The sequence below is a fragment of the Streptomyces sp. NPDC002851 genome (assembly GCF_053591935.1).
Window position 1 is genome coordinate 12,699 of the sequence record NZ_JBSFUT010000033.1, and the last position, 26,376, is coordinate 39,074.

The window sequence follows — 26,376 nt, forward strand, 5'->3', positions numbered from 1 at the left end:
GCGGTTATCTCAATGCGTCGCTACGGTGACCGACCATGCAGCAGGAACCGGGAAGCCAGGAACCGGGAAGCCGAGTCGGCGACGCCCGCGGCGAGGTCGCCGAGCGGGTCCGCGAGGTGATCGCTGCTGCCGGAGTGAGCCAGCGCGAGTTCGCGCGCCGGATCGTCATGGACCCCTCGAAGCTGTCCCGCTCGCTCAGCGGCACCCGTCGCTTCACCGTCGCCGAGCTGGCCCGGATCGCGGACACCGCCGATATCGACGCGGCCTGGCTGCTCGGCTCCGGCGGACCGGAGCCCACCGCACCCCGGGCCGCCCGCTCACGGCGTAGCGCCAAGACACCCACCGCGGTCGACGGTGGCAGGCCCCTCCAGATAGTGCGGGAGACCGTCCGCCTCATCGCCGAACGCGGCTTCCACGCCGTCCGCGTCGCCGACATCGCCGAGGCCTGCGACACCAGCACCGCCGCCATCCACTACCACTTCCCGGGCCGCGACGACCTCCTGGAGGCCGCCGTGCGCTGGTGCATGGACGAGGACACCGCGCGCCGCGCCGCCCGGATCGCCGAGGCCACCGATGTGGCCGACGAACTGCGGCAGTTGATCGAGCTCCAGACCCCGCGCACCGAGCAGCAGCGCCGCCAGTGGAGCGTCTGGCTCGACCTGTGGGCGGAGGCCGCCCGCTCCACCGTCGTGGGCCGCCTGCACGTCGAGTACTACCGGCAGTGGCGGGCCACCGTCGCCGACGTCATCCGGCGCGGCGTCGCCGCGGGCGCCTTCCGCCCCGTCGCTCCCGAGCCCGCCGCGCTCACCCTGACCGCCCTCATCGACGGCCTCGCCTCCCAGGTCCTCGCCACCACGCCCGGCGAGCCCGGCACCAGCGCACAGGACATGCAGGACGCGCTCCTCGCCCATGTCGAGGCCACGCTCGCCGCCCGCTGAATCTCGCACAGCAACGACCGATCCCCGTACCAGGCAAACGGTCAATCCCCGTACAGGACAAGGGAGTTCCGCATGTCCATGAACCACGACGTCATCCTCACCTGCGCCCTCACCGGCGCCGGTGACACCGTGCGCAAGAGCCCGCACGTGCCCGTCACGCCGGAGCAGATAGCCCGCTCCGCGGTCGAGGCCGCCGAGGCGGGCGCGGCCGCCGTGCACATCCATGTCCGTGACCCCGAGACCGGTGCGCCCTCGCGCGACCCGCGGCTCTACCGCGAGGTCGTAGAGCGGATCAAGGAGACCGGTACCGACGTCATCATCAATCTCACCGCGGGCATGGGCGGCGACCTGCCCGTCGACCCCGAGCAGCCGCTGAAGGACCTGGGGGAGCTGCCCGGCACCGACCTCGTCGGCGGCCTGGAGCGCCTCCCGCACGTCGACGAACTGCTGCCCGACATCTGCACCCTGGACTGCGGCTCGCTCAACTTCGGCGACGGCTCCAACCTGTACGTCTCCACGCCCGACATGCTGCGCGCCGGAGCCCGACGCATCCAGGAGCTCGGCGTACGGCCCGAGTTGGAGATCTTCGACACCGGCCAGCTGTGGTTCGCCAAGCAGCTGCTCGCCGAGGGCCTGCTCGACAACCCGACCGTCTTCCAGCTCTGCATGGGCATCCCGTGGGGCGCCCCCGCCGACCCGGGCGTGCTCCAGTCCATGGTCAACATGCTGCCCGAGGGCGCCCAATGGGCCAGCTTCGCGATCGGCCGGATGCAGATGCCATGGGTCGCCCAGTCGATCCTCGTCGGCGGCCACATCCGCGTCGGCCTGGAGGACAACCTCTACCTCGGCAAGGGCAACAAGGCCACCAACGCCCAGCTCGTCGAGCGCGCCGTGCGGATCACCGAGTCCATCGGTGCCCGCATCGCCACCCCCGACGAGGCCCGGGCCAAGCTCGGCCTCAAGCCCCGCGCTTAGGGCGTGCCTTGCGGGTCACGTATCCGCACCGTCGGCCGGGTTGCCGTCTCCTGGGGGCTGCGCCCCCAGACCCCGCTCCCTTATCGCGCTGAACGCGCTCGTCCTCAAACGCGCTCGTCCTCAAACGACGGACGGGCTGCTTCTTGCCCCCAGACGTACCCCTAAGGACATCCCCCCCATGACCGTAGTCCCCGCACCCCCCGCCCCCTGCGCCCCCGAGGACGTGCGCCGCGTCGCCTGCATCGGTGCCGGTGTGATCGGTGGCGGCTGGGTCGCCCACTTCCTCGCCCGCGGTTACGACGTCACCGCCTGGGACCCCGCCCCCGACGCCGAGGCCAAGCTGCGCCGCCTGACCGACGCCGCCTGGCCCGCGCTCACCCAGCTCGGCCTCGCCGAGGGCGCGTCGCGCGACCGGCTCACCGTGGCCGCGACCCCCGAAGAGGCCGTCGCCGACGCCCAGTTCGTGCAGGAGAGCGCCCCGGAAAAGCTGGAGCTCAAGCGCGACCTGCTCACCCAGCTGGACGCCGCGGCCCCCGCCGGGGTCGTCATCGCCTCGTCCACCTCCGGCTACCCGATGACCGATATGCAGACCACGGCCGCCGACCCGGGTCGCCTGGTCGTCGGCCACCCCTTCAACCCGCCGTACCTGATCCCGCTGGTCGAGGTCGTCGGCGGCGAGCGGACCGCCGAGCACGCGGTGGCCTGGGCGGCCAAGTTCTACGACAGCGCGGGCAAGTCCGTGATCACCATGCGCCGTGAGGTCCCCGGCTTCATCGCCAACCGCCTTCAGGAGGCCCTGTGGCGCGAGGCCCTGCACATGGTCGCGAGCGGCGAGGCCACCGTGCAGGAGATCGACGACTCCATCACCGAGGGCCCCGGCCTGCGTTGGGCGTTCATGGGCCCGATGCTCACCTTCGCGCTCGCCGGTGGTGAAGGTGGGATGGCTCACATGCTCGACCACTTCGGACCCTCCCTGAAGTCCCCGTGGACCCGACTTGAGGCCCCCGAGCTGGACAGACAGCTGTACGACGCCGTGGTCCAGGGATGCGACGAGGAGGCCGCGGGGCGTAGCATCGCGGACCTCGTCGCCGCACGAGACCAAGGAGTTATCGACGTACTGCGGGCGACCGGCCGTCTCCCACAGCAGCGGAAGGAAAGCAAGTGACGGACACCCTGCCCCTGCTCCGACAGACCGTCCGCCCCGAGTGGATCGACTACAACGGGCACATGAGCGAGGCGTTCTACGTCCTCGTCTTCGGGCACGCCACCGACGCCATGATGATCGAGACCGGAATGCACTCCGGCTACCGCGAGTCCACCGGCTGCTCGCTCTACACGGTCGAGTCGCACCTGCGCTATCTGCGCGATGTGCCCGAGGGCGCCCACCTCGCGGTGCGCACCCGGGTCCTGGGCGCCGCCGCGCAGAAGGCCCGCTTCACCCACGAGATGTACGTGGTGGAGCAGCCCGAGAACGAGGGGGCCGACGGGGCCGAGGTGGCGCCGGACGCGGAACCCGTGGCCACGACCGAGCTGTTCGCCCTGCACGTGGACCAGAAGGAGGGCCGCGCGACCCCGTTCCCGGACGAGATCCGCGCCCGCTTCACGGAGCTGACGGAACCGGCCCCGGAGTGGGCGGGCCGGGCGATCGCGCCGGTCGAGTAGGGCAAGGTTTCAGACGTACGGCGGCGGGTGCCCAGGGCGGTGCCTTGCCGCCGTGCGTGCACGGGGCAAGGAAACAGCCCGACCCCCACAGAGGGCTCAGGCAGGCTTGGACAGGGCCATCGCCAGCGTGATCACCCCTAGGACGATCCAGCCGAACCAGAGCCAGCCGTTGCTGCCGAGCGCCACCGTGTAGCCAGTCACGGCGACGAGCCCGCCGATGGTCAGCGCCCCCATGTACTTCGTGGAACTGTCAGTCGTGGAACCGGGCATCGCGACACCCTCCTCCCGGCCGTCCGGGCACCAGTGCCCGAAGTGCGGCCTCGGAACTCATGGTCCCTCGCGGACCACGGGTTCCGCCACCGAATGCCCGTACGCCCGGTTCGAGCGGGGCCGAAAACGATCGCCGGTGGAGCCGAACGATCGCCCGCGGAGCCGAACGATCGCCCGCGCCGCGGAGCCGCGGGCCGGAACGCCTATCTGCCGCGCGCGTGCAGCGAGGCCAGATAGGCGTTGTACGCCTCCAGCTCCTTGTCCCCGTCGCGATCCGCGGCCCGGTCCTTGCGCCGGGCCTCCCGCTCCTCGGACTTCCGCCACTGGAAGAGCAGCGCCACGAGCACCACCACGGACGGGATCTCGCTGAACGCCCAGGCGATGCCGCCCCCGGCCTCCTGGTCGGCGAGCGCGTCGATGCCGAGCGAGGCGGGCGGGTTCATGTAGGTGCCGACCATCGGCTGGGTCGCCATCATCAGGGCGATACCGAAGAACGCGTGGAACGGCATGCCCGCGAACAGCTCCAGCATCCGCATCACATAGCCGGGCCGGTGCGGCCCCGGGTCCACGCCCATGATCGGCCAGAAGAACACCAGGCCCACCGCGAGGAAGTGCACCATCATCGCGATGTGCCCCGGCTTGGAGCCCATCAGGAAGTCGAAGAGCGGCGTGAAGTACAGGCCGTACAGGCTCGCGATGAACAGCGGGATGGTGAACGCCGGGTGCGTGATCACCCGCAGATAGCGGCTGTGCAGGAGCTTGAGCAGCAGCTCGCGCGGCCCCTTGTGGCCCCGGCCCACCACCGGCAGCGCGCGCAGCGCGAGCGTGATCGGGGCGCCGAGCAGCAGCAGGATCGGCGACAGCATGCTGATCACCATGTGCTGCACCATGTGCACGCTGAACATGACCATGCCGTAGTCATTGAGCTTGGTGCACATCACGAGCGCGATCGTGAGCACGCCAAGGACGAACGACACCACGCGCCCCACCGGCCACGCGTCCCCGCGCCGCACCAGGCGCAGCACGCCCCACCCGTACAGGCCGAGCGCCATCAGGCAGCCGATCAGGAAGAACAGATCCGGTGATGGTTCCAGTCCTCGCCCCAGCGTGAACGGCGGTAGATCCATGTTCATGCCGTGTCCGCTGTGATCCATCCGCTCACTCACTCCTGATTCGCGCGTGTTGTCCGCACCAGACTAGAACCGCCCCCGGCCGGGGGAGTGGCCGGGGGCGCTTCGAGGAGCTTCGGGCGGCTTCGGGGCGCTTCGGGGTGTGGTCAGTGCGTCACAGGACGCACTCGGCCTCGTCGTACCGGTCGGTCGGGACGGTCTTGAGGGTCTCGACGGCCTCGGCGAGCGGGGTCATCACGATGTCGGTGCCCTTGAGGGCGGTCATCATGCCGAACTCGCCGCGGTGTACGGCCTCGACGGCGTGCCAGCCGAAGCGGGTGGCCAGGACGCGGTCGTACGCGGTCGGGGTGCCGCCGCGCTGGACGTGCCCGAGGATCACCGGGCGGGCCTCCTTGCCGAGCCGCTCCTCCAGCTCGAGGGAGAGCTCCCGGGCGATGCCCTGGAACCGCTCGTGGCCGTACATGTCCTTGGCGCCCTCTTCGTACCGCATGGTGCCCGGGCGCGGCTTGGCGCCCTCGGCGACCACGACGATGGCGAACTTCTTCCCGGCGTCGAAGCGGGCGCCGACCTTGGCCGCCAACTCGTCGATGTCGAAGGGGCGTTCCGGCACGACGATGGCGTGCGCACCGGCGGCCATGCCGGAGTTGAGCGCGATCCAGCCGGTGTGGCGGCCCATGACCTCGACGATCAGGATGCGCTGGTGCGACTCGGCGGTGGTCTTGAGCCGGTCAAGCGCCTCGGTGGCGACGCCCACGGCGGTGTCGAAGCCGAAGGTGACGTCGGTGACCGCGATGTCGTTGTCGATGGTCTTGGGCACGCCGACGATCGGCAGGCCGCCGTCGGAGAGCAGCCGGGCGGCCTTCAGGGTGCCCTCGCCGCCGATCGGGATGACGGCGTCCAGGCCGAGGTCGGCCAGGTGGCCCTTGGCGCGCTCGACGCCGTCGCGCAGATGGGCGGGCTGGACCCGGGACGAGCCGAGGATGGTGCCGCCGCTGGCGAGGATGCCGCTGACGGCGTCCAGGTCGAGCTTGCGGTAGTCGCATTCGAGGAGGCCCTTCCACCCGTCGTGGAAGCCGATGACCTCGTCTCCGTGGTCGGCCACCGCGCGGTGCACGACCGAGCGGATGACGGCGTTCAGGCCGGGGCAATCGCCACCGGAGGTGAGGACCCCAATACGCATGAGCCAAGAATCCTTGCAACGTGGGCGGGTGACCGGACCACGTTGTCCGGTGGAGGCCCCGTCACCCTACTAGTGCGAAGTGACGGGGCCCAATCGGTCTCGCAGGACGGTTTTTTGGCGGAACGTATGAGCGCGGCGGCGCTCAGGCGGCCTCGGAAGCGGCGGCGATGCGCTCGGCGCGCAGCGCCTCGTACCAGTGGTCGTCGACCTGCGGCAGCGCGTTCACGTCGAGCGCCAGCTTGAGCAGCAGATCGGCGATCTGCGGGTTGCGGGCGAGCACCGGGCCGTGCATGTACGTCCCGAACACCGTGTCGTTGTACGCGCCTTCGGTGCCGTCCCCGGTGCCGTTGCCCTTGCCGAACCGCAGCCGCGCGAGCGGCCGCGCGGTCGGCCCGAGGTGCGTGACGCCCTGGTGGTTCTCGAACCCGGTCAGCTGCGGCAGGCCCAACGGCTCGTCGATGTCGGCCAGTACGTCACCGACGCACCGCTCGCCCTCGCCGCGCGTGGACACCACGTCGAGCAGGCCGAGGCCCGGCTCCCGCTGGCCGAGGTCGTTGATGAACTCGTGGCCGAGGATTTGGTACCCGGCGCACACCGAGAACACGATGGCGCCGTTGCCCACCGCCCGGCTCAAGTTGCCGTCCCGGCGCAGCCGTTCGGCCGCCAGGCGCTGCGGCCGGTCCTCGCCGCCGCCGATCAGATAGATGTCGCCGGAGGTCGGCACCGGCTGGTCGCTGCGTACGTCGTAGCGCTCGACCTCGAGGCCGCGCTGCCGGGCCCGGCGCTCCACGACGAGGGCGTTGCCCTGGTCGCCGTAGGTGGAAAGGAGGTCCGGGTAGACCCACACCAGACGCAGGCTGTTGTCGCTCATGCTGAGAAGTCCTTACGGGCGTCTTCGAAAGTCGGGTGGGCCGGGTCAGTTACCGACGCGGCGGCGGAGGTCCTGGAACGCGGTGTAGTTCGCGATCACCTCGATACGGCCGGGCGGCGCCAGCTGCACCGCCTCGTCGACGCTCTCGCAGACCCGGAAGTCGAGCCCGGCGACCTCGAGGCGGACCGCGAGGTCCAGCTTGCGGTCGCCGATCACGAAGATCGGGTGCCCGGCGAGCCGGGTGTAGTCGACGTCCCAGAGCCAGGAGGTGTCGGTGCCGTCCGCGCCGCGCGCGTTCACCGACAGGATCACCGGCGTCGGCGGCGGATCGATCAGCGAAAACGTTTCGAGCCAGCCCGCCGGGTTCTTCGCGAGCAGCAGCCGCAGGTCGCGCTCCATGAACTGCACGACGTCGTACCGCCCGGCCACCGCCTGCACCTGGTACATCCGCTCGAGGGCCACCTGCGGCGGCACCCCGAACACGGCGGCGACGGCGGCCGAGGTCGCGGCGTTGGCCTTGTTGGCGCGGCCGGGCAGTTGAAGGTGGATCGGCCAGGCCGAGCCGTGCGGGTCGAGCACGTAGTCGCCGTTGAGTGCCCAGGTCGGCGCGGGGCGGCGGAAGCCGCACTCGTCGGCAGAGCAGAACCAGTCGTCGCCGGGGCGCTGCATGACGCCGCCGCAGGCGGGGCACGACCAGGCGTCGTCCTTCCACTCCTGACCGGCCGCGACCCACACCACGTTCGGCGAGGAGGAGGCGGCCCAGACGACCAGCGGGTCATCGGCGTTGGCGATGATCACGGCCTTGGCGCCGGACAGGCCCTCGCGCCAGCGCTCGGCGAGCATCCGCGTCTCGGCGGCCCGGTCGAGCTGGTCGCGGGAGAGGTTGAGCAGGGCGATGGCCTTGGGGGTCACGTCCTTGGCGACGCCCGCCAGGTACTTCTCGTCGACCTCGATCACCCCGAACTTGGCGTCCGAGCCACCGGCCAGGGCGGAGGTGATGCCCGCGGGCATGTTCGCACCGAGCGCGTTGGAGACCACCGGGCCCGCGGCGCCGAGGGCCTCGGCAATCAGGCGGGTGGTGGTGGTCTTGCCGTTGGTCGCGGAGACCAGGATCACGTCCAGATGCTGCGCGAGCCGCCCGAGGAGTTCGGGGTCGAGCTTGAGCGCCACCCGGCCGCCGATCACCGACCCACTGCCGCGTCCCGCGGCGCGCGAGGCTGCCGCGACCGCCTTGCCCGCCGTCACGGCCAGCTTGGCCCGCGGCGTCAGCGGCCCTGCGCCGCTGCCAGGGTGTCCTGCCATCGTCCTAGCTCCTCCTTGCATCCGGCGCCGCGCCTGCCACCGGCACTGGTCGGCCCCAGCCTATCGAGATCCTGACCGCGCCCCGAACTGCGGCACCATTGCGGACGCTGGTGGTGCGGGAACGTAACCTTGCCGCCATGCGACACGGTTCGATCCCGGGCAGCTCCGGACGCGTACGGCCGATGACCCTGCTCGGCGACCCCGTGCTGCACGCCCCGTGTGCCGAGGTGACCGACTTCGGGGCCGGTCTCGCCGGGCTCGTCGAGGACATGTTCGCCACGATGTACGCCGCCAGGGGCGTCGGGCTCGCCGCGAACCAGGTCGGCGAGGCGCTACGGCTCTTCGTCTACGACTGCCCCGACGACGAGGACCGCCGTCGCCTCGGCCATGTGATCAACCCCCGTCTCGTCGAGGCCGACGGCGAGACGGTGCGCGGCCCCGAGGGCTGCCTGTCCCTGCCCGGCCTGGAAGCGGGCACTCCGCGCTTCGACCACGCCGTGGTGGAGGGCGTCGACCTGGACGGCAAGCCGGTACGCGTAGAGGGCACGGGCTTCTTCGCCCGTTGCTTGCAGCACGAGACGGACCACTTGGAGGGGCGGGTGTATCCGGAGCGATTGGACCGGTGGCGGCGGGGGCGGGTGCTGCGGCAGGCCCGTAAGACATCGTGGGGTGCGGACATCGACGTACGGGTGGCGGAGCGCGGTTAGGCCCGGTCTCCCCGAGACAGGCCCTGGGTCAGAACCCGGGCCCGCCCACCCGATCGCCCGCCTCCGCGAGGCGCCCCCACAGCAGATCGGCCAGACTCCGCACCAACTGCGCACGGGAGCAAGGCCGTTCGCCGAGCCACCAGTCACCGGCCGCATGCATCATGCCGACTATCCCGTGCCCCCAGACCCGGGCGAGCTCCTCGCCCTCCGGGGAGAGATCGACCCGCTCCGCGATCACCTTCGCCAGCTCCTCGCCGAGACGGCGCAGCAGCGGCGCGGAGTGCAGCCCGACATCGAAGCCCTGCTCACCCTGCGACGCGTTCTCCGCCGGGTGCATCAGGAACCGGTACACCTGAGGCCGGGCCTCGATCGCCGCGAGATACGTGTCGAGCGTGGCCTCGACCCGCTGCCGCCGCTCCGCCGGGGCATCGAGCGCGGCCCGCAGCGAGTCGAGCAGCGCGTCGGTGTGCCGCTTGGCGAGGGCCGCGTACAGGCCGCCCTTGTCGCCGAAGTGCCGGTACAGGATGGGCTTGGTGATGCCCGCCTCGGCCGCGATCGCGTTCATCGAGGCGCCGGGCCCATCGCGCAGCACGACCCGGTCCGCGGCCTCGAGCAGCTCGCGCCGTCGGCGCTCCGCCGACCGGGCCTGTTCGGTCCGCTGTGTCGTGTCCATTGCGTGTCTCCCCGCCCATGCGATTCCGTGACGCACGCGCAACGTAACACCCTCGCGGGGTCCGACCTTCAGCGTGTTGAAGTGTGGAACGCCTCCACCAGGAGTTGACACGTCTTACCGGCCGGTAACAGACTTCTGGTTACCGCAAGTAACAAGGTGTTGGAGGGGACGGGCAATGGCCGAGTTCACCATGGACCTGAACGACGAGCAGAAGGAGGTCCGGGACTGGCTGCACGGCTTCGCCGCCGATGTGATCCGCCCCGCGGCCGCCGAGTGGGACGAGCGCGAGGAGACCCCCTGGCCGGTGATCCAGGAGGCCGCCAAGCTCGGCATCTACTCGCTCGACTTCTATGCCCAGCAGTTCTTCGACCCCTCCGGCCTCGGCATCCCCATGGCGATGGAGGAGCTGTTCTGGGGTGACGCCGGGATCGCCCTGTCCATCGTCGGCACCGGCCTCGCCGCGGTCGGCGTCCTCGCCAACGGCACCGAGGAGCAGATCGGCACCTGGGTCCCGCAGATGTACGGCGACGCCAATGACGTGAAGGTCGCCGCCTTCTGCTCCTCCGAGCCGGACGCGGGCTCCGACGTCGCCTCCATGCGCACCCGCGCCGTCTACGACGAGGCCAAGGACGAGTGGGTGCTCAACGGCACCAAGACCTGGGCGACCAACGGCGGCATCGCCAACGTGCACGTGGTCGTCGCCTCTGTGGAACCGGAGCTCGGCTCCAAGGGCCACGCCTCCTTCATCGTGCCGCCGAACACCCCCGGCCTGTCCCAGGGGCAGAAGTTCAAGAAGCACGGCATCCGCGCCTCGCACACCGCCGAGGTCGTCCTGGACAACGTCCGCGTACCCGGTCACTGCCTGCTCGGCGGCAAGGACAAGCTGGACGAGCGCCTCGCCCGCGCCCGCGAGAAGGCCAAGCAGGGCGGCGAGCGCGTGAAGAACGCCGCGATGGCCACCTTCGAGGCCTCCCGCCCCGCCGTCGGCGCCATGGCGGTGGGCACCGCGCGAGCGGCGTACGAGGAAGCGCTCGAATACGCCAGGACGCGCGAACAGTTCGGCCGCCCGATCATCGACAACCAGGGCATCGCCTTCCAGCTCGCCGACATGCGCACCCGGATCGACGCGTCCCGGCTCCTGGTGTGGCGCGCCTCCTGGATGGCGACCACGGGCAAGAAGTTCGAGAACGCCGAGGGCTCCATGTCCAAGCTGTTCGCCAGCGAGACCGCCAAGGAGGTCACCGCGCAGGCGATCCAGATCCTCGGCGGCAACGGCTTCACGCGCGAGTACCCGGTGGAGCGGATGCACCGGGACGCCGCGATCTACACCATCTTCGAGGGCACCAGCGAGATCCAACGCCTGGTCATCGCCCGCACCCTCGCGGGCATGCCGATCCGCTGAACCGGATCTAAACTGGCGGAAGCGGGGATGAGTCCTGATGAGTGCTGATAAGTACTGACATGAGGGAGATGCCTGTTATGTCGACGCGAGGGAACAAGCGCCGGGCCCGCAAGAAGAAGCGGGCCAACCACGGCAAGCGCCCCAACGCCTGACCGAACTCCCCACCCCCGCAACGCCGTTCGGCCCCCGCCTCCCTCACCGGGCGGGGGCCGCTCTGCTGTCGGCAGAGCACCCTTGGCGGCGCACGACGGGGCGTGCTTGGCTCCTGGACATGGAGATCTTGGTTCTGGGTGGCACGGCCTGGCTCGGCCGTGAAGTGACGCGCGAGGCGCTGGCGCGCGGGCACCGCGTGACCTGCCTGGCCCGTGGCGAGAGCGGTGCGACGGCCGAGGGCGCCGAGCTGGTCGCGGCGGACCGCCGCGACCCCGGCGCGTACACGGCCGTCGCGGACCACGACTGGGACGCCGTCATCGAGGTGTCCTGGCAACCGGGCTTCGTACGCGGGGCACTTCAGGCCCTGGCGCCGCGCGCCCGGCACTGGACCTATGTCTCCTCGGGCAATGTGTACGCCTCCCAGGCCGAGCCGGGCGCCGACGAGTCCGCCGCCCTGATGCCCGTCACCGACCGCGACGAGGTCGACCGGGACCTCTACGGCGAGGCCAAGGCCACCTGCGAACGCGACTCCCGGGCGGCCATCGGCGACCGCCTCCTCATCGCCCGCGCCGGACTCATCGGCGGCCCCGGCGACCACACCGGCCGCTCCGGCTACTGGGCGGCCCGCGCCGCCCGCGACCCCGAAGCACCGCTCCTGGTACCGGACGAACTGGACGCCGCGACCCAGGTGATCGACGTCCGCGACCTGAGCGCCTGGCTCCTGACCGCCGCGGACACCGGAACCACCGGTGCGTACAACGCCTATGGCCCGATCACCTCCCTCGGCGCATGGATCGAGCTCAGCCGGGCCGCGGGCGGCCATACCGGGCCCGTGGTGCCGGTCGCCTCGGAGCGGCTGATCGCCCAGGGCGTGGCCCAGTACATGGGCCCGGACTTGCTGCCGCTGTGGCTGGTCGAGCCCGGCTGGGAGGGCTGGCAGCAGCGGGACGGCTCCGCCGCCGTCGCCGCGGGCCTGCGCCACCGGCCGCGCGCCGCACTCATCGCCGACACCTTGGCGTGGGAGCGCGAACAGGGCCTCACCCGGCCCCGGCGCGCGGGCCTCGACCCGGCCCGCGAGCGGGAACTCCTGACCGCGTTCGCCGCGCGCCCCTGACGGGGCCGAGCCGCCTGAGCCCGGCACGGGGGTCCGGGCTCAGGCGCAGCGTCCGGATGCGCCTCCGGATGGGCCTCAGGCAGGCAGGGCCGTCTCGATCGCGGTGACGAGCTCCGCCGCCTCGGGCTCGGTACGCGGCCGGAACCGGCCCAGGACCTCACCGGCCGGGGAGAGCAGGAACTTCTCGAAGTTCCACTGGATGTCCCCGGCCTCGCCGTCCGCGTCCGGGTGCGCCGTCAGCTCCACGTACAGCGCGTGCCGGCCGGCGCCGTTGACGTCGGCCTTCTCCAGCATCGGGAAGCTCACGCCGTACGTCGCCGAACAGAACGTCGCGATCTCCTCGGCGCTGCCCGGCTCCTGCCCGCCGAACTGGTTGCACGGCACGCCGAGGACCGTGAACCCCCGCTCCCCGTACTGCTGTTGCAGCCGCTCCAGACCGGCGTACTGCGGGGTGAGACCGCACTTGGAGGCCACGTTCACCACCAGAACGGCCTTGCCCTTGTGCTCGCTCAGGCCGGTGGGTTCGCCGTCCAGGGTGCGCAGCGGGATGTCGTACAGGCTCATCGTGCCTCCAACGGGTTCACGGGTTCACGGATTTGCGGGTCTACGGTTCGGGGCATCCGCGGCCAGCGTAGGCGGTACGGAAAAGCGCTTGCCGGGGGATTCGGGGGTCTCCCAGAATCCCGGGCATGCCTCACGCCTCGATCTCGCTACCGCCGCGCTCGTGACCGGCGCCCTGGTCGCCGGGCTCGTCGCCGGGTACGGCATCGCCGTGCCGGTCGGCGCGGTCGGGGCGTATCTGGTGTCGCTCACGGCCCGTACGTCCTGGCGCACGGGAGCCTGCGCCGCCCTCGGGATCGCCACCGCCGATGGACTGTACGCGCTGCTCGCCGTGGCCGGAGGCGCCGGGCTCGCCCGGGTCATCGAGCCCGTCGCGGACCCGCTGCGCTGGCTCTCGGTGGCCGTACTCGTGGTGCTCGCCGCCCGCGGCACCGTGACGGCCCTGGCCCGGTACCGGGCGCCGGACGGGACCGCGGGGCCGCGCGGGACGCCGCTCGGCCCCGGCCGTGCCTACCTGGGCCTGCTCGGGATCACCCTGCTCAACCCCGCCACCGTGCTCTACTTCGCCGCGCTGGTGCTCGGCAGCCGGGCCGCCGACGGGGCCACGGACCTCCCGGCGCAGCTGGTGTACGTAGTGGCCGCCTTCGCCGCGTCCGCCAGCTGGCAGCTGCTGCTCGCCGGGGGAGGGTCGCTGCTCGGCCGCGCCCTGACCGGCCGCCGCGGCCGCCTCGCCACCGCCCTCGTCTCCAGCGCCCTGATCACCGGGCTCGCCGTGCACCTGCTGCTCACCGGGTGACCGGGGCCTGCCGCGTCCCGGGGGGAACGCGGCAGGCCCCGGTGCGTGGTCAGGCGAGCGGCTGGCGGATGCAGAGGGCGTCGAGCTGAAGGGTGTACGGCGCCGGGTCCTCGATGGAGAGCTTCAGGACCTGTTCCTTCTCCAGGCCGACCGTGACGTGCACACAGAAGGCGATCACGTACAGGAAGCCCTCGGTCTCCTCGTCGGCGAGCGCGAAGAGCAGGTGGTAGTCGTACCGGGTCCCGGCCCCGGTCCCGGCCCCGGCCGCGGTCGTCTCCGTCTCCGTTTCCGGGCCCGGGTCCGTGTCCCGGTCCGCCGCGTCCCCGTCGGCCGGCTGCGGCAGGAAGCGGAGGTACGGTGCGCCCTCCTGCTCGGCCAGCCCGGAGAACGCGCGGGTGAGGGCAGCCTCCGCCCGCTCCCAGAACGCGGCGTTGCCGAACGGCCGCGCCATGGCCTGGCGTACCGCCTCCTGGAGGGTGAGCACCATGATGTGGCCGGGCACGGTGTCCTGGAGCCCGAAGCCCGGGATGATCCGTACGACCGAGGCGCCGGGCAGATCCCGGGCCGCCGCCTGCACCCGGCCGAACTCGGAGGCGCCGGACGAGGCGTCCAGGGCCTGGGTGAACTCGGCCTCGGCGGCCCGGACTTGGTCCAGGAACTCCGGTGCCACCTCGAAGACGGTTTCGAAACGGGGCTGCGGGTCGGCGTGCGCGTGCACGATGGCTCCTTCTCCGAGCTCTTCTCGAGCTCTGCGCTCTGCGTGACGCGCGGTGCGGCGCGCGAACGCTCAACTGGCGGCGCCAGTATGCACGCCGTGCGGATACGCCGTGCGCCGCACCCGCCGCGGCTCAATCAATTCCGGTGACCGTGGTCAGCAGGATCACCGAGTCCTGTAGCGCCACCAGATCGTGCCGTTCCTGTGGGACCGACCCCAACATCCCGTGGCTGAGCTCCAGTTCCTCGCCGGACACCGTGGTCACCCGGACCCCGCCGTGCAGCACATGGACGCTCGCCGCGGCCGGGGCCTCGTGCTCGCCGAGGACGCTGCCCGCGAGGAGTGCGATCACGCTCTGCCGCAGCGCTCCGTCGTGCAGCACGAGGTGCGCGCTGCGCTGGTGTGCCGCGGCGCGGGCCTTCGCCAGGTGCTCCACCACGGCGGACGTGAGGTCGACGGATGCGGGGCCGGACTCCGGTGTGTCAGGTGCCATGACTCCACGCTGCGGACCACCCGCCGGGGGCGCACCCAGGGTGCGCCGTACGGAGCACATGCCGGGGGTCGGGCGGGGGATCAACTCAGCCCGTCCGGCGTTCGAGGACGAGCCCTTCAGGCCGACGGGGGCGCAGCCGCCGCACTCGGACCGTCGGCTACTCGGCCTCCGCCTCACCCTCGACCGCCGCCACGGCTGCGGCTGCCGCGACATCGGCCTCGGCCTCGGCCTGGGTCGTGGTTCCACCGCGGGCCGCCGCGAGCAGGCCCTGCCAGTCCGGGATCTTCACCGGGCCCCGCCCGAGGGACGCACCGAGCGCCGACTCCGCGCGCTCGATGGCCTGCCAGCCGGACCACTCGATGGGCAGGACACCGGCGGCCCGCAGCGCGTCCAGCGGGTCGGGCCGGTCGGCCGGGGCGGGCGTGGTGTCCAGGGCCGCGTCGTCGAGGAGTGAGTTCACCGTCTCCTTGGCGCAGGGCCGGTTGGTGCCGATGACGCCGGTCGGGCCGCGCTTGATCCAGCCCGCGACGTACTCGCCCGGCGCCACCTCGCCCGCGCGCAGGACCCGGCCCGCCTGGTTCGGCACGGTGCCCGTCCGCTCGTCGAAGGGAAGGCCCGGTAGCGGTACGCCGCGGTAGCCGACCGAACGGAGGACGAGTTGGGCCGCGATGTCCTCGTACTGCCCGGTGCCCGTCACCCCGCCCCGTCCGTCCGGCAGCGTCCGCTCGAACCGCACCGCGCCCACGCGGCCCGCGGATTCCAGGAGCTCCACCGGCCGCAGGAAGAACCGGAGCCGCAGCCGCCGGGCCTGCTCCTGCTCCGGCGGCGAGGCTCCGGCCCAGGTGCGAAGGACCTCGACATTGCGGCGGTTGGCGGCGGGCAGCTCCGAGGGATCGGCGTACGCCGGGTCGAGCGCCAACTCGTCCGCGTCGACGAAGACTTGGGCCTCGGGCAGGGTGCCGAGCTCGCGCAGCTCCTTGGTGGTGAACTTGGCCTGCGAGGGGCCGCGGCGGCCCACCATGTGCACCTCGCGCACCCGGCTGCGCGCGAGCGTGTCCAGCGCGCCCTGCGGCATGTCCGTGGGGAGCAGTTCCTCCGCGCCGCGCGCCAGGATCCGGCTCACGTCGACGGCGACGTTGCCCACGCCGATCACCACGGCGGACTCGACCCCGCGCAGGAATCCGTCCTCCGTGGCGGCGATGTTGTCAGGGTGTCCGCTGTACCAGGACACGAACTCCGTCGCCGACCAGCTGCCCGGCAGATCCTCGCCGGGCACCCCGAGCCGACGGTCGGTGGCGGCGCCCACGCAGTACACGACCGCGTCGTACAGCTCCCGGAGCCGCTCCGCGGTGACCGCGCCCACGCCGACGTCCACGCCGCCGACGAAGCGCACCCGCGGGTCGTCGAGGACCTTGCGCAGGTTGTTCTGGAGCGACTTGATCTTCTCGTGGTCGGGCGCGACGCCATACCTGACCAGGCCGTACGGGCAGGGCAGCCGGTCGAGCACATCGACCCGCACCTCCGGGAACCGGACCTGCTGGACCAGGGACTGCGTGGTGTAGACCCCGCTCGGCCCCGATCCGACAACGGCGACATGCAGCACGGCACGGCTCCTCTCGCGGCTGCTTCCAGCATTGCACCGCCGTACGGCAAGGGGGAGGCGTTTGATCCGGGCGAGTGTTCCGGCGAGCGAAGGTCAGGCCAACCGGGCGAGCGGGGGGGGGGGCGGGTCGGGGCGGGTCAGGGCAGCTTTCGCATCCGTTCGATCTCGCTGGTCTGCTGGGCGATCACGTCATTCGCCATCTCCGAGATCTGGATGTTCTTTCCGTCCGAGAGCACGTCCGTGGCCATGGTGACGGCGCCCCCGTGGTGCGTGATCATCAGCTTGAGGAAGAGCTCGTCGAAGGCCGCGCCCTTCGCCTTGCGCAAGGTGTCGAGCTGCGCCTTCGTGGCCATCCCGGGCATCGCCGCGTCCCCGCCGCCATGGCCCATTTCGTGACCGTCGCCGTGCTCGTGGCCCGAGTCGTCCTCGAGTTTCTTTCCGTGCTGCTTCAGCCAGCCCTTCATCGCGTCGATCTCGGGGCCCTGGGCGGCCTCGATGCGCTCGGCGAGCCGCCGTACCTGCGCCGACCGGACCCGGTCCGGGGCGAGTTCGGTCATCGTGAGGGCCTGCTGGTGGTGCTCGATCATCATCCGTACGTAGGCGACGTCGGCGGAGTTGGGGGTGTTGTCCCCGGCCTTCTTCGCCGCCTCCTCGGGCGCGAGCGTCGCGGCCTGCTCGCCCGGCTTGCCCGGGGCGACGACCGAGGGCCCGGTGGGCTTTCCGGCCCGGTCGTCGGGGGTGTCCCCGGCCGATCCGGAGGCGTCGGTGGACGTGCAGCCCGCCGCGGCGAGCAGGGCGGCGGTCACCAGGGCCGCCGCGGCGACGGCGGCGCGGCGGCGTCGGGCGGGTGCGGACTCCGGACGGTTCAGCACAACATCCCCCTGTCATAACGAGGTTCGGAGGTCTTCACTAAGACCACTTTGCCCTCTGTTGTTATGTGCATGCCGGGCACGATACTGCGGGTCGTCCGTAGACCGTTCAACCATGAACGGCGACTAGGGAGGACGCAGTGACCCTGACGAACCAACCCCGGATACGGCACAGACGCTTGGGCGTCCTGGTGGCCACCGCCGGGCTTGTCGCCACACTTCTGACGGCAGGTCAGGCCGGGGCGACCCCCGACCCCGGGGACGCCCCGGACCGCCGGGAGGTCTCCCGCAGTACCGAGCAGGACACCGAGGCGGCCATCCGTAGCGGCGAGATACCCGCGCCGGACGAGGTCGTCCACTCCGACAACATCGAGCACGTCGCCCACATCCCCAAGGACGCGCTCCCCGGCACCAATTCGGACCTGGCCTTCCAGGGGAAGTACGCCTTCGCGGGCAACTACGACGGCTTCCGGATCTTCGACATCAGCAACCCCAAGGGCCCCAGGACCGTCGCCCAGGTCCTCTGCCCGGGCTCGCAGAACGATGTCTCGGTCTCCGGGAACCTGCTGTTCCTGTCCACCGACTCCTCGCGCAGTGACAACTCTTGTTCCTCCACGACCCAGCCGGCGACCGAGAAGTCGTCGTGGGAGGGCATGAAGGTCTTCGACATCAGCGACAAGGCCAACCCGAAGTACGTCGCCGCCGTCGAGACCGCCTGCGGCTCACACACCCATACGCTGGTGCCGCAGCGCAAGAACGTCTACATCTACGTCTCCTCGTACTCGCCCAGCGAGACGTTCCCGGACTGCCAGCCGCCGCACGACGGCATCTCCGTGATCAAGGTCCCGCGCAAGGCGCCCGAGAAGGCGGCCGTGGTCGGCTTCCCGGTGCTCTTCCCCGGTGACGGCCCGGACGGCGGCGGCAACCCCGGAGGGCCCACGAACCCGGGTGTCTCCAAGACCACCGGCTGCCACGACATCACCGTGCTGCCGTCCAAGGACCTGGCGGCCGGAGCCTGCATGGGCGACGGCATCCTCTTCGACATCGAGGACCCGGAGCAGCCGAAGGTCATCGACCAGGTCCAGGACAACGTGAACTTCGCGTTCTGGCACTCGGCGACCTTCAACCAGCAGGCGAACAAGGTCATCTTCACCGACGAGCTCGGCGGCGGTGGCGCGGCCACCTGCAACGAGGAGATCGGGCCCAACCGCGGCGCCGACGGCATCTACGACATCGTCGGCAAGGGCGATCAGCGCAAGCTGGTCTTCCAGAGCTACTTCAAGATCCCGCGCCACCAGGCCGACACCGAGAACTGCGTGGCCCACAACGGCTCCCTGATCCCGGTCAAGGGCAAGGACCTGATGGTCCAGGCGTGGTACCAGGGCGGCGTCTCCGTCTGGGACTTCACCGACTCCGCGTCCCCCAAGGAGATCGCGTACTTCGAGCGCGGCCCGCTCTCCACGGACGCCATCCGGACGGGCGGATCGTGGTCCGCGTACTACTACAACGGCCACATCTACTCGAACGACATCGCCAAGGGCCTCGACGTCCTGAAGATCAGTGACCAGCGCACCGACCCCGCCGAGCGGATCCGGATGAACGAGCTCAACGTCCAGACCCAGCCAAACTACTTCGACTGAGCTGACTGAGACGCGGGCCCGATGACGAGCATCGGGCCGTTCAGCCGACGAGTGCCGAACGCGTCCCGCCGGCCGGTCGTTCGCCCGGCGGGACGCCCAACTCCCAGTCCAGTTCGTACCGTTGGAACAGTTCGGCACGGAGCGTCGCCGCCGGCATCGGCGCCCCGGGAAGCAGCACCGCGAACACGGCGCCCATCAGAAGCGCCCGCAGCAGCGGATACGCGGTGTCGGCATCCCCGGCATTCTCGGCGGCCCTGGCTCCGGCCCTGGCCCCGGACCCGGCGCCGACCCCGGCGCCGTACCGACGCACCGTGTCCCGCAGCAGCTCCGCCAGCCGCTGCTGCTCGGGGCACTGCACAAAACCCTCGGCCTGGAGGATCCCCGCCATGTGCGTACGCATCAGAACCGGACGATCCTGCGCGAGCCCGAGGATCGCGTCGATGGCACGGGCGAGCCGCTCCCTGCCGTCGTCGTCGGCGGGCCGCGGCTCCCGCTCGAGGGCCGCCTCCAGGGTCCGGTGCATCAGGCGGTGCACCGCGGACTGAAGCAGCTGCCGCTTGCCCGGGAAGTAGTACGAGACCAGGCCGCGCGCGGCTCCGGCCGCCTTCGCGATGTCACCGAGCGTCGTCGCCTCGTAACCGCGCTCGCTCACCAATCGCACCGTCGCGTCGAGCAGCCGCTCCCGCGAACGCCGCCGCAGCTCCTCGTTGACCGCCGGGCTCCGAGGGGACATCCGAAAACTCCTGTGTTGACTGGCTCCCGGCCAACTATACTCAGCGTGCATCAGCCAGGGCCGTTAAGGCCCTGGTCAGGGCTGCCGTTCGCATTGGGCGACGCGGGGGATCGTCCAATGCGGACGGCCGAGAACGAGGGCGCCGACCCGGCTTTGGGGAGGCGGGACCCGGCCTCGGGGGAGACCGGGCAGGCGCTCTCGGCCCGTCGTCGCAAGATCGGCGAGCACGGCGTTGCCGATCGCCCGCACGAGGTCGGCGGCCTCCGCCTCGGGCGAGTGGTCGGCACGTCCGTGCCGTGACCGAGCGCGGGCCCCAGAAGATCTTGAAGGTCCGTCCCGCGGCCCCTTGCCATCCCCCGCGAGGGGGAGGCGATCCCCGCCTCCCGGGGGATGTGCGGAGCACCGTCCCACCGCGAGTGTGGAGCGCGCACGACCGTCCGTTTCGGAAGCACGGCACGAGGCGCACCGCGCCGTACTGACCGCGGCGCACCGCCGCCGTACCGAGCGCTGTGCGAGAAACGGCCGGCGGGCCGCCCACGGGGGTGGCGGCCCGCCGGTGCTCGGGCGGCTGGTCAGCCGGTCATGCCCAGGACCGGAAGCAACCCCTGCGGGCGTTCCCCGACCGGCAGCGGCTCCACGAAGTGCACCCCGCAGCCGAGCTCCGCCGCTCCGCCGTCCGCGCGCCGGTCGTCACCGACCATGAGCGCGTCCTCGGGCGCCACCCCCAAGGCCTCGCAGGCCACGGCGAAGAGCCGCGTATCCGGCTTCTGGATGCCGTGTTCGTACGACAGGACATACGCGTCGATGTACGGGTCGAGGCCGTGCTCGCGGAACACCGGCCGCAGGTCCCAGCCGATGTTGCTGACCACGGCGACCCGGGTGCCGCGCTCGTGCAGCGCGCCGAGGACGGCGGCCGCGTCCGGGTAGGGGCTCCAGGCGGCCGGGGTCTTGTGGCGTTCGTACAGGGCATCGTGGAGATCGGTGAGCCCTGGCTCGGGCAGCGGGACCCGTCGGGAGAGTCCGGTGTACGCGGCGCGGTGCCGCTCGGCGCTGCGGTCGCGGGTGGCCCACAGCTCGGCCAGGTCCTCCGGCACTTCCTCGGGCCAGGAGCCGCCGGGCAGCGCACCGGCCCGGTCCAGGTCGGTGGCGAGGTGGCGGAACTCGGGTGCGGGGAGCGGGATGCGGGCCGCGTCGAGGACGGCGCCGAGCCAGGACTCGGTGGACTCGATGCGCAGCAGCGTCCCGGAGAAATCGAAGAGCACGCCCTTGAAGATCCGGTTCATGGCCGCGATGCTCCGCCCGGCCCCAACCTCCGGTCAAGTACGGCCTGTTCGGGCGCGGCCGGGTCAGGGGACGGGTCAGGGGCCGGGTCTGGAGCCGGTTCGGGCCGGGGGTGGCTTTCCGTACGACAGGACGGTCACCGTCACCGTCAGGGCGCCGAGCAGCCAGCCACCGACCACGTCGGACGGCCAGTGCACGCCCAGCCACACCCGGGTCAGGCCGACCCCGGCGACGGACACCGCGGTGAGCACGAGTGCCGTCCGCCACACGGCGGTTGAGGCGCCACGGCGCCGCAGCACCCAGAGCAGCAGGCCGCCCGCGACCGCCGCAGCCATGGCGTGGCCGGACGGGAACGCCGCGTACTGCGCGCTGTCCACCGGATCCGGCCAGCTCGGCCGGTCCCGGCCCACCGCGGCCTTCGCGGCCTGCGACACCAGGGACCCCAGGAGCGTGGCCGCGCCGAGCCACACGGCGAGCCGCCGCGCCCCGCGCCACCACAGCCACACCACCACCGCCGCGGTGAGGGCGCGCATGGTCCAGGGGTCCCACACCCAGTCCGTGAGAATCCGGTTCGCCCGGGTGAGTTCCGGCTCGGCAACGGCCCACTGGTGCGTCGTACGCACCACGGCACCGTCGAACGCCATCAGCGGCCGCCACTTGGCGACCACGGCGATGAGCAGCGCCAAGGTGAACAGGGCAAGGACGGTGAGGAGAGTCAGTAGGACGGGCGGGGCGGCGGTGCGGGGGGCGGCGGAACGCATGAGGCGATCCTGACCGACGGACCCCTGCGCGGCCCAGAACCGTGCATGGGGATCTCCACCCGCGCCTGGAACGACCTGGAACAACCTGGAACGACGTACGACCTGATGCTCCGAGCAGAACGCCCTACCCCAAGAGCGCCCTACCTCAGCGCACTGAGCCCCGCCCTACCCCAGCGCACTGAGCCCGGGCACGAATGCCACAAGGAGCGGCAGTACGGGCACGAGCGCCGCGGTCGCCGTGAGCCGGAGGCGGTGTCCGGCGGAGAGACGGGGCTCGGCGGTGAGGAGACGGTGCACCCGGTCGGGGAGTTGGGCCTGGGGCGTGGGGCAGGGACCGAATACGCCCCGGTGTTCGTTGAGTTCGACGAGGGCGAGGGCGATGGTCAGCCGCCCGAACCGGCGCGAGGCCACGTCGTCGGCGGCCAGCTCCACCAGGCGGTGCACCTCGTCGCGGAACGCCGCGAACACCGGCACCTGCGGGAACCCGTTGGCCAGCGCCCCCGAACAGTGCAGGAGCCAGTCGTGCCGGGCCCGTGCGTGGCCCTGCTCATGAGCGAGTACGGCATCCAGCTGGCGGCCCTTCAGACGGCCCAACGCGCCCGTGGTGACGGCCAGTTGGGGCGCCACATGCCGCGCAGGGCCGCCGGGTAGCCACCACGCGTCCGGGCGCTCGCCCTCGAGCAGCACGAGCCTGGTCGCGCCCGGTTCTTCGCCGGGCAGCAGCGGGGCGCGGACCAGGAGTTCGGCGCGGTGCGCGCGGCGCCGGGCGCGGGCCCGGAGCACCTCGCGGGTGAGCATCGCCGCGGACCAGACGGCGCCACCGGCGAGGGACAGCGCGACCACGGCCGCCCAGGGCCCGCCCGCCCCGAGCGCGTACGCCTCCACGACGCCGCTGGGCGCGGGCGCGAAGAGATGGCCGCGCACCACCTGCCAGGCAGCGGCGGCGCTCAGCGCCATCGACAGCGCACAGCACAGGAGCACGGCCGCCACGACGCACTGCCACACCCACAGGGCGACGACAGGTTCGCGGTCCGGCCACTGGGCGCGGGCGAGCAGTCTCGGCGCCAGCACAGCGGTCAGGCCACCGAGCAGCAGCATGGCGACGGGGACCCACATGGCTCCACCCTACGAGCGGGGACTACCCGGGGGTATGGCCTGCGTCGCCAAGTGACGCACGACACGGTTTCGTCACATCGTGAGCAGCATCACCAGCATGGCGATCCCCATCGACACCCGGCAGGCAAGGACCAGTTCCGGACGGTCGCCCCAGGAGCGCGGGGGCGGCGGCGCGGCCGGTCCGCCCGCCGCGGCCGGTGCCGCCACCGGCACCAGGCGCGTGCCGGACCACAGGACGTGCACCGCGTAGTACGCGAACAGGGCGCCGGTCAGGAGCGGAACGTCCTGCGCGCGGTGGTGCGCCGCATGCTCCGCGGGCACCGCCGCCATGGCCACCGACATGTAGACCATGGCCAGCGCCCCGAGCAGATGGTGCAGTTGGTGCAGCCGATCCGGAGCAGCCGCCTGCCGCCCCGAGCCGCCGCCCGCGGCCGATCGGGTCGCCGACCACACCGTGTGCAGGGCCGCCGCGCCGAAGACCGCGGCGAGCCCGAGCCAGACGACCGGCGGCGGCGCGAACACCGCGGCCGGTACGGCCATCACGGCCATGCCGAACCCCATCACCGCCTCGCCACCCGCGGAGTGCCGCTGCGCGGCGACCGAACTGCGCATCCGCAGCAGGCAGTACGCCCCCGTCGCCGCGCACAGGGTGACGAGCAGCCATCCGGCCAGTGGCGGACCGTGCACCGTGACCTCCCCCCACCGTGCAACCGTGTCGAGGGGTCGATGCCCGGTGGCGCGGGGGCGTATGCGGCGCACGCAAACTCAGCCCGTCCGGCGTTTGAGGACGAGCGCGTTCAGCGCGAAAGGGGGTCTGGGGGCGCAGCCCCCAGAAGCGGCCACCGAGCCGACGGTCGGTTACGGAAGACGGAAGACCCGCCCTAACGCAAATGCACCGGCAGCGTCTCCACGCCGTACACGATCGACAGCTTGCGGAAGTCGAGTTCCTCCTGCGGCACCGCGAGGCGCATCTCGGGGAAGCGGCGCACGAGCGCCGGGAAGGCGGCCCGCAGCTCCATCCGGGCCAGTTCCGCGCCGATGCAGCGGTGGATGCCGTAGCCGAAGGCGAGGTGCCCCGATGCCTTGCGGTCCGGGTCGAAGTCGCCGTTGTCCAGCGTGAACTTGCCGTCGCGGTTGGCGCCGCTGAGCGAGCAGAGCACCATGTCGCCCTTGGGGATGTGCACCCCGGCTATTTCGATGTCGTCGCGGGCGAACCGCGGGAAGGCCAGCTGCACCACGGTCAGATAGCGCAGGGCCTCCTCGACGAACGGCGCGGCCGCGTCGTCGTCCTCGCGTATCCGGTCGGCGGCCTCGGGGTGCTGAAGCAGCACCAGGGCGCCGAGCGCCAGCATGGACGCGGTGGTCTCGAAGCCGCCGGTCAGGACGCCGTCGGCGAGACCGGCCAGTTCCTCGTCGTCGACGTTGTCCCCGTGGTCCTTGACGATCATGCCGAGCAGCCCGTCGCCCGGCTCCGCGCGCTGCTTCTTCACGACCTCGCGGAAGTAGTCGAGCGAGGCGGAGGTGGCGCCGAAGGGGGCTATGGCGCCGTCGGAGAGGTCGAAGCGGGCCATGCTCAGCTGCTGGAAGTCGTGCCGGTCCTCATAGGGCACGCCGAGCAGTTCGCAGATGGTCAGCGAGGGTATGGGCAGGGCGAATGCCTGCACCAGGTCGACCGGCCCGTCCGCCGCGGCCATCGCGTCCAGGCGCTCCTCCACGATGGCGTCGATCCGCGGCGTGAGCCGGCGGAGCCGGCGCATGGTGAACTCCGGCGTGAGGATCTTGCGCAGCCGGGTGTGCACCGGAGGATCGGCGAAGCCGAGGCCGCCCGGGTTCTGCTCCTCCACGAGCCCGGCATTTCCGGCGAGGTTGGTGAAGTCGGTGCTGAATGCGTTGCCCCGGCCGAGGACCGCCTTCACCTCTTCGTGCCCGGTCACCACCCAGGCGTCCATGCCGAACGGCAGCGGCACCTTGCTGATCGGCGCCTTGGCCCTGGTCGCGGCCAGCTGGGGCACTGGGTCGAGTTCGTCCCGCTTCAGCGGCATCAGCAACGCGGCGGGCAGCATCGAGATCGTCGAGGACCCGATTCCGTATTTCTGGATCCTGGCGATGAACTTGCGCCCGATCCGCGCGGCGATGCGGGAGCGGAGATTCGCCCTCAATGTGAACTCCATGGTCGACGTACAGCCCCCCGTCGGTGCTGCCTTTGCGAGGGGTCAGCATAAGTGGCCGGGGTATCCGCCTGCCGCCCGAGGGGCGGTCATCGGCCGTGAATCAGGGGCGAATCAGGGGCGCGGGGATTTTTCGTCAGGGTGGTATGGGGGCACAAGTCAGGGGACGAAAGGGGTCAACCGGCATAAGTGGGGGCAGGGTTCGGGGTGGGGTTCAGGCCGGGGCCAGGGTGTCAGGGGCGGTAGCGCAGCGGGTGGTCCGCGGGAACCTCTACCAGAACGAGGTCGTTGCCGTCCGGGTCCTTGATCCACATTTCGATGAGCCCCCAGGGCTCTCGCAGCGGCTCCCGCACCACCTCGACGCCCCGGCCGCGCAGCTCCTCGTGCGCCGCCGCCAGGTCCGCCACCTGTAGCCAGAGCCGGATGCCGGGCGACGGCGGACGCTCGGCGCGGCCCGAGACCTCCAGGAAGCCGCCGCCGAGGAAGTAGACGGTGCCGCGATCGGGCCCGGTGCCGAACTCGCGGTAGACGGCGAGCCCCAGCGTCTCGCCGTAGAAGGCGCGGGCACGCTCGGGGTCGGTGGGGCGCAGCAGCGTACGGCTGCTCAGTACGTGGACCATGGAACGGGACTTTAGTCCTCGCGTTAACCTCGACAACCTGTCTCGCCCCAGGAGACGCCGGTCCCTATCAGGTAGAGAAAGACGGTTGGCCATGGACACCGATCAGCGCCCCGCAGGCCTCACGTTCCGGGACGCCACGGACAGCGACGTGGACGCTCTGGTCGCGCTCATCGAGTCGGCGTACCGGGGTGACACGAGCCGCACGGGGTGGACCACCGAGGCGGACATCCTCGAGGGTCAGCGGACCGACCCCGAGAGCGTACGAGCGGTGATCAGGCCTCCGCGCAGCCGGATGCTCGTCGTGGAGCGGGACGGCGAGTCGGTCGCCTGCTGCCAGCTGGAGCACCGGGGGACCGCCGCGTACTTCGGGATGTTCGCGGTGCGGCCCGGGCTTCAGGGCGCCGGACTCGGCAAGGTGGTCATCGCGGAGGCGGAGCGTACGGCCCTCGCGGCCTGGGGCGTGCGCGAGATGCGGATGTCCGTGATCTCGCTGCGCGAGGACCTCATCGCCTGGTACGAGCGGCGCGGCTACCGCCGTACGGGACAGATGCAGCCCTTCCCGTACGGCGATGAGCGCTTCGGCATCCCGCGCCGGGACGATCTCCAGTTCGAGCTCCTGGTCAAGCCGCTCGATTGAGTCAAG

30 protein-coding genes are annotated in these 26,376 nt (G+C 71.6%); 12 read left to right on the forward strand and 18 right to left on the reverse strand.

The features are described from left to right. The first annotated feature begins 35 nt into the window (after positions 1-35). The 4 genes from ACWD10_RS28620 to ACWD10_RS28635 all read left to right on the forward strand — a co-directional run bounded on the left by ACWD10_RS28620 (position 36) and on the right by ACWD10_RS28635 (position 3,575). Complete coding sequence (locus ACWD10_RS28620) at positions 36-938, forward strand: TetR family transcriptional regulator C-terminal domain-containing protein (protein WP_451096017.1); 903 nt, start codon at positions 36-38, stop codon at positions 936-938. A 72-nt stretch (positions 939-1,010) separates the two neighbouring features. After that, complete coding sequence (locus tag ACWD10_RS28625) at positions 1,011-1,913, forward strand: 3-keto-5-aminohexanoate cleavage protein (protein ID WP_451096019.1); 903 nt, start codon at positions 1,011-1,013, stop codon at positions 1,911-1,913. A gap of 178 nt (positions 1,914-2,091) precedes the next feature. Beyond that, a complete protein-coding gene (locus ACWD10_RS28630; RefSeq protein WP_451096021.1) occupies positions 2,092-3,078 on the forward strand; it encodes a 3-hydroxyacyl-CoA dehydrogenase NAD-binding domain-containing protein in 987 nt (328 codons plus the stop codon). Further along, entirely contained in the window at positions 3,075-3,575 is a 501-nt protein-coding gene (locus ACWD10_RS28635) for a thioesterase family protein (RefSeq protein ID WP_451096023.1), read from the forward strand. The genes ACWD10_RS28630 and ACWD10_RS28635 overlap by 4 nt, the downstream gene beginning before the upstream one ends. A gap of 96 nt (positions 3,576-3,671) precedes the next feature. Here ACWD10_RS28635 and ACWD10_RS28640 read toward each other — a convergent pair whose 3' ends face one another. From ACWD10_RS28640 to ACWD10_RS28660, 5 genes are all read right to left on the reverse strand, one after another. Further along, positions 3,672-3,845 carry a hypothetical protein gene (locus tag ACWD10_RS28640; protein WP_451096025.1) on the reverse strand — a complete coding sequence of 58 codons (174 nt, stop codon included), beginning with the start codon at positions 3,843-3,845 and terminating at the stop codon, positions 3,672-3,674. A gap of 203 nt (positions 3,846-4,048) precedes the next feature. Beyond that, positions 4,049-4,999 carry a cytochrome c oxidase assembly protein gene (locus tag ACWD10_RS28645; protein WP_451096027.1) on the reverse strand — a complete coding sequence of 317 codons (951 nt, stop codon included), beginning with the start codon at positions 4,997-4,999 and terminating at the stop codon, positions 4,049-4,051. Between the two features lie 130 nt (positions 5,000-5,129). After that, positions 5,130-6,155, reverse strand: coding sequence for a 6-phosphofructokinase (locus tag ACWD10_RS28650; RefSeq protein WP_451096029.1), 1,026 nt, complete (start codon positions 6,153-6,155; stop codon positions 5,130-5,132). A gap of 142 nt (positions 6,156-6,297) precedes the next feature. Beyond that, positions 6,298-7,026, reverse strand: a complete 729-nt coding sequence (locus tag ACWD10_RS28655) for a type 1 glutamine amidotransferase (protein WP_451096031.1) — start codon at positions 7,024-7,026, stop codon at positions 6,298-6,300. Positions 7,027-7,071: 45 nt separating this feature from the next. Further along, a complete protein-coding gene (locus ACWD10_RS28660) occupies positions 7,072-8,328 on the reverse strand; it encodes a MurT ligase domain-containing protein (protein WP_451096033.1) in 1,257 nt (418 codons plus the stop codon). 137 nt (positions 8,329-8,465) lie between these two features. Here ACWD10_RS28660 and def point away from each other — a divergent pair, with 137 nt between their 5' ends. Beyond that, the gene (gene def / locus ACWD10_RS28665; RefSeq protein ID WP_451096035.1) at positions 8,466-9,035 is read left to right on the forward strand and encodes a peptide deformylase; all 570 of its coding nucleotides are present in this window, start codon (positions 8,466-8,468) and stop codon (positions 9,033-9,035) included. 28 nt (positions 9,036-9,063) lie between these two features. Here def and ACWD10_RS28670 read toward each other — a convergent pair whose 3' ends face one another. Next, a complete protein-coding gene (locus tag ACWD10_RS28670; RefSeq protein ID WP_451096037.1) occupies positions 9,064-9,708 on the reverse strand; it encodes a TetR family transcriptional regulator in 645 nt (214 codons plus the stop codon). 175 nt (positions 9,709-9,883) lie between these two features. On the opposite strand from ACWD10_RS28670, the gene ACWD10_RS28675 reads away from it, so the two are divergent. The 3 genes from ACWD10_RS28675 (at position 9,884) to ACWD10_RS28685 (ending at position 12,377) form a co-directional block, all read left to right on the forward strand. Next, positions 9,884-11,110: an acyl-CoA dehydrogenase family protein gene (locus ACWD10_RS28675; RefSeq protein WP_451096039.1), complete on the forward strand. Its 1,227-nt coding sequence runs from the start codon at positions 9,884-9,886 to the stop codon at positions 11,108-11,110. A 77-nt stretch (positions 11,111-11,187) separates the two neighbouring features. Next, the gene (locus tag ACWD10_RS28680) at positions 11,188-11,262 is read left to right on the forward strand and encodes a 50S ribosomal protein bL37 (protein ID WP_451096173.1); all 75 of its coding nucleotides are present in this window, start codon (positions 11,188-11,190) and stop codon (positions 11,260-11,262) included. A gap of 119 nt (positions 11,263-11,381) precedes the next feature. Next, the gene (locus ACWD10_RS28685; RefSeq protein ID WP_451096041.1) at positions 11,382-12,377 is read left to right on the forward strand and encodes an NAD-dependent epimerase/dehydratase family protein; all 996 of its coding nucleotides are present in this window, start codon (positions 11,382-11,384) and stop codon (positions 12,375-12,377) included. Positions 12,378-12,452: 75 nt separating this feature from the next. On the opposite strand, the gene ACWD10_RS28690 is transcribed toward ACWD10_RS28685, so the two are convergent. After that, complete coding sequence (locus ACWD10_RS28690) at positions 12,453-12,941, reverse strand: glutathione peroxidase (protein ID WP_451096043.1); 489 nt, start codon at positions 12,939-12,941, stop codon at positions 12,453-12,455. Between the two features lie 160 nt (positions 12,942-13,101). Between ACWD10_RS28690 and ACWD10_RS28695 the strand changes: the two genes are divergently transcribed. Then, positions 13,102-13,734 (forward strand): LysE family transporter, encoded by a 633-nt coding sequence (locus tag ACWD10_RS28695; RefSeq protein WP_451096045.1) that lies wholly within the window; start codon positions 13,102-13,104, stop codon positions 13,732-13,734. 49 nt (positions 13,735-13,783) lie between these two features. Here ACWD10_RS28695 and ACWD10_RS28700 read toward each other — a convergent pair whose 3' ends face one another. The 4 genes from ACWD10_RS28700 to ACWD10_RS28715 all read right to left on the reverse strand — a co-directional run bounded on the left by ACWD10_RS28700 (position 13,784) and on the right by ACWD10_RS28715 (position 17,417). After that, on the reverse strand, positions 13,784-14,452 hold the full coding sequence (locus ACWD10_RS28700; protein ID WP_451096047.1) for a Type-2Aa cytolytic delta-endotoxin: 669 nt from the start codon (positions 14,450-14,452) through the stop codon (positions 13,784-13,786). Positions 14,453-14,582: 130 nt separating this feature from the next. Further along, a complete protein-coding gene (locus ACWD10_RS28705; protein ID WP_451096049.1) occupies positions 14,583-14,942 on the reverse strand; it encodes a cupin in 360 nt (119 codons plus the stop codon). A 157-nt stretch (positions 14,943-15,099) separates the two neighbouring features. Then, positions 15,100-16,545 carry an FAD-dependent oxidoreductase gene (locus tag ACWD10_RS28710; protein ID WP_451096051.1) on the reverse strand — a complete coding sequence of 482 codons (1,446 nt, stop codon included), beginning with the start codon at positions 16,543-16,545 and terminating at the stop codon, positions 15,100-15,102. Between the two features lie 137 nt (positions 16,546-16,682). Beyond that, entirely contained in the window at positions 16,683-17,417 is a 735-nt protein-coding gene (locus ACWD10_RS28715) for a DUF305 domain-containing protein (protein ID WP_451096053.1), read from the reverse strand. A 137-nt stretch (positions 17,418-17,554) separates the two neighbouring features. Here ACWD10_RS28715 and ACWD10_RS28720 point away from each other — a divergent pair, with 137 nt between their 5' ends. Beyond that, positions 17,555-19,054, forward strand: coding sequence for an LVIVD repeat-containing protein (locus ACWD10_RS28720; RefSeq protein WP_451096055.1), 1,500 nt, complete (start codon positions 17,555-17,557; stop codon positions 19,052-19,054). 40 nt (positions 19,055-19,094) lie between these two features. Here the strand turns inward: ACWD10_RS28720 and ACWD10_RS28725 are convergent, their stop codons facing one another. Then, on the reverse strand, positions 19,095-19,787 hold the full coding sequence (locus ACWD10_RS28725) for a TetR/AcrR family transcriptional regulator (protein WP_451096057.1): 693 nt from the start codon (positions 19,785-19,787) through the stop codon (positions 19,095-19,097). Between the two features lie 117 nt (positions 19,788-19,904). Here ACWD10_RS28725 and ACWD10_RS28730 point away from each other — a divergent pair, with 117 nt between their 5' ends. Further along, positions 19,905-20,087 (forward strand): hypothetical protein, encoded by a 183-nt coding sequence (locus ACWD10_RS28730; protein ID WP_451096059.1) that lies wholly within the window; start codon positions 19,905-19,907, stop codon positions 20,085-20,087. Positions 20,088-20,359: 272 nt separating this feature from the next. On the opposite strand, the gene ACWD10_RS28735 is transcribed toward ACWD10_RS28730, so the two are convergent. The 6 genes from ACWD10_RS28735 to ACWD10_RS28760 all read right to left on the reverse strand — a co-directional run bounded on the left by ACWD10_RS28735 (position 20,360) and on the right by ACWD10_RS28760 (position 25,733). Beyond that, positions 20,360-21,070 carry an HAD family hydrolase gene (locus ACWD10_RS28735; protein ID WP_451096061.1) on the reverse strand — a complete coding sequence of 237 codons (711 nt, stop codon included), beginning with the start codon at positions 21,068-21,070 and terminating at the stop codon, positions 20,360-20,362. 75 nt (positions 21,071-21,145) lie between these two features. After that, complete coding sequence (locus ACWD10_RS28740) at positions 21,146-21,829, reverse strand: phosphatase PAP2 family protein (protein WP_451096063.1); 684 nt, start codon at positions 21,827-21,829, stop codon at positions 21,146-21,148. Positions 21,830-21,994: 165 nt separating this feature from the next. Beyond that, positions 21,995-22,945, reverse strand: coding sequence for a M56 family metallopeptidase (locus ACWD10_RS28745; RefSeq protein WP_451096065.1), 951 nt, complete (start codon positions 22,943-22,945; stop codon positions 21,995-21,997). 72 nt (positions 22,946-23,017) lie between these two features. Continuing rightward, the gene (locus ACWD10_RS28750) at positions 23,018-23,632 is read right to left on the reverse strand and encodes a DUF5134 domain-containing protein (protein WP_451096067.1); all 615 of its coding nucleotides are present in this window, start codon (positions 23,630-23,632) and stop codon (positions 23,018-23,020) included. Between the two features lie 194 nt (positions 23,633-23,826). After that, positions 23,827-25,116 (reverse strand): cytochrome P450, encoded by a 1,290-nt coding sequence (locus tag ACWD10_RS28755; protein ID WP_451096069.1) that lies wholly within the window; start codon positions 25,114-25,116, stop codon positions 23,827-23,829. 230 nt (positions 25,117-25,346) lie between these two features. After that, entirely contained in the window at positions 25,347-25,733 is a 387-nt protein-coding gene (locus ACWD10_RS28760; protein WP_451096071.1) for a VOC family protein, read from the reverse strand. A 91-nt stretch (positions 25,734-25,824) separates the two neighbouring features. Between ACWD10_RS28760 and ACWD10_RS28765 the strand changes: the two genes are divergently transcribed. After that, entirely contained in the window at positions 25,825-26,370 is a 546-nt protein-coding gene (locus tag ACWD10_RS28765; RefSeq protein WP_451096073.1) for a GNAT family N-acetyltransferase, read from the forward strand. Positions 26,371-26,376: the final 6 nt, after the last annotated feature.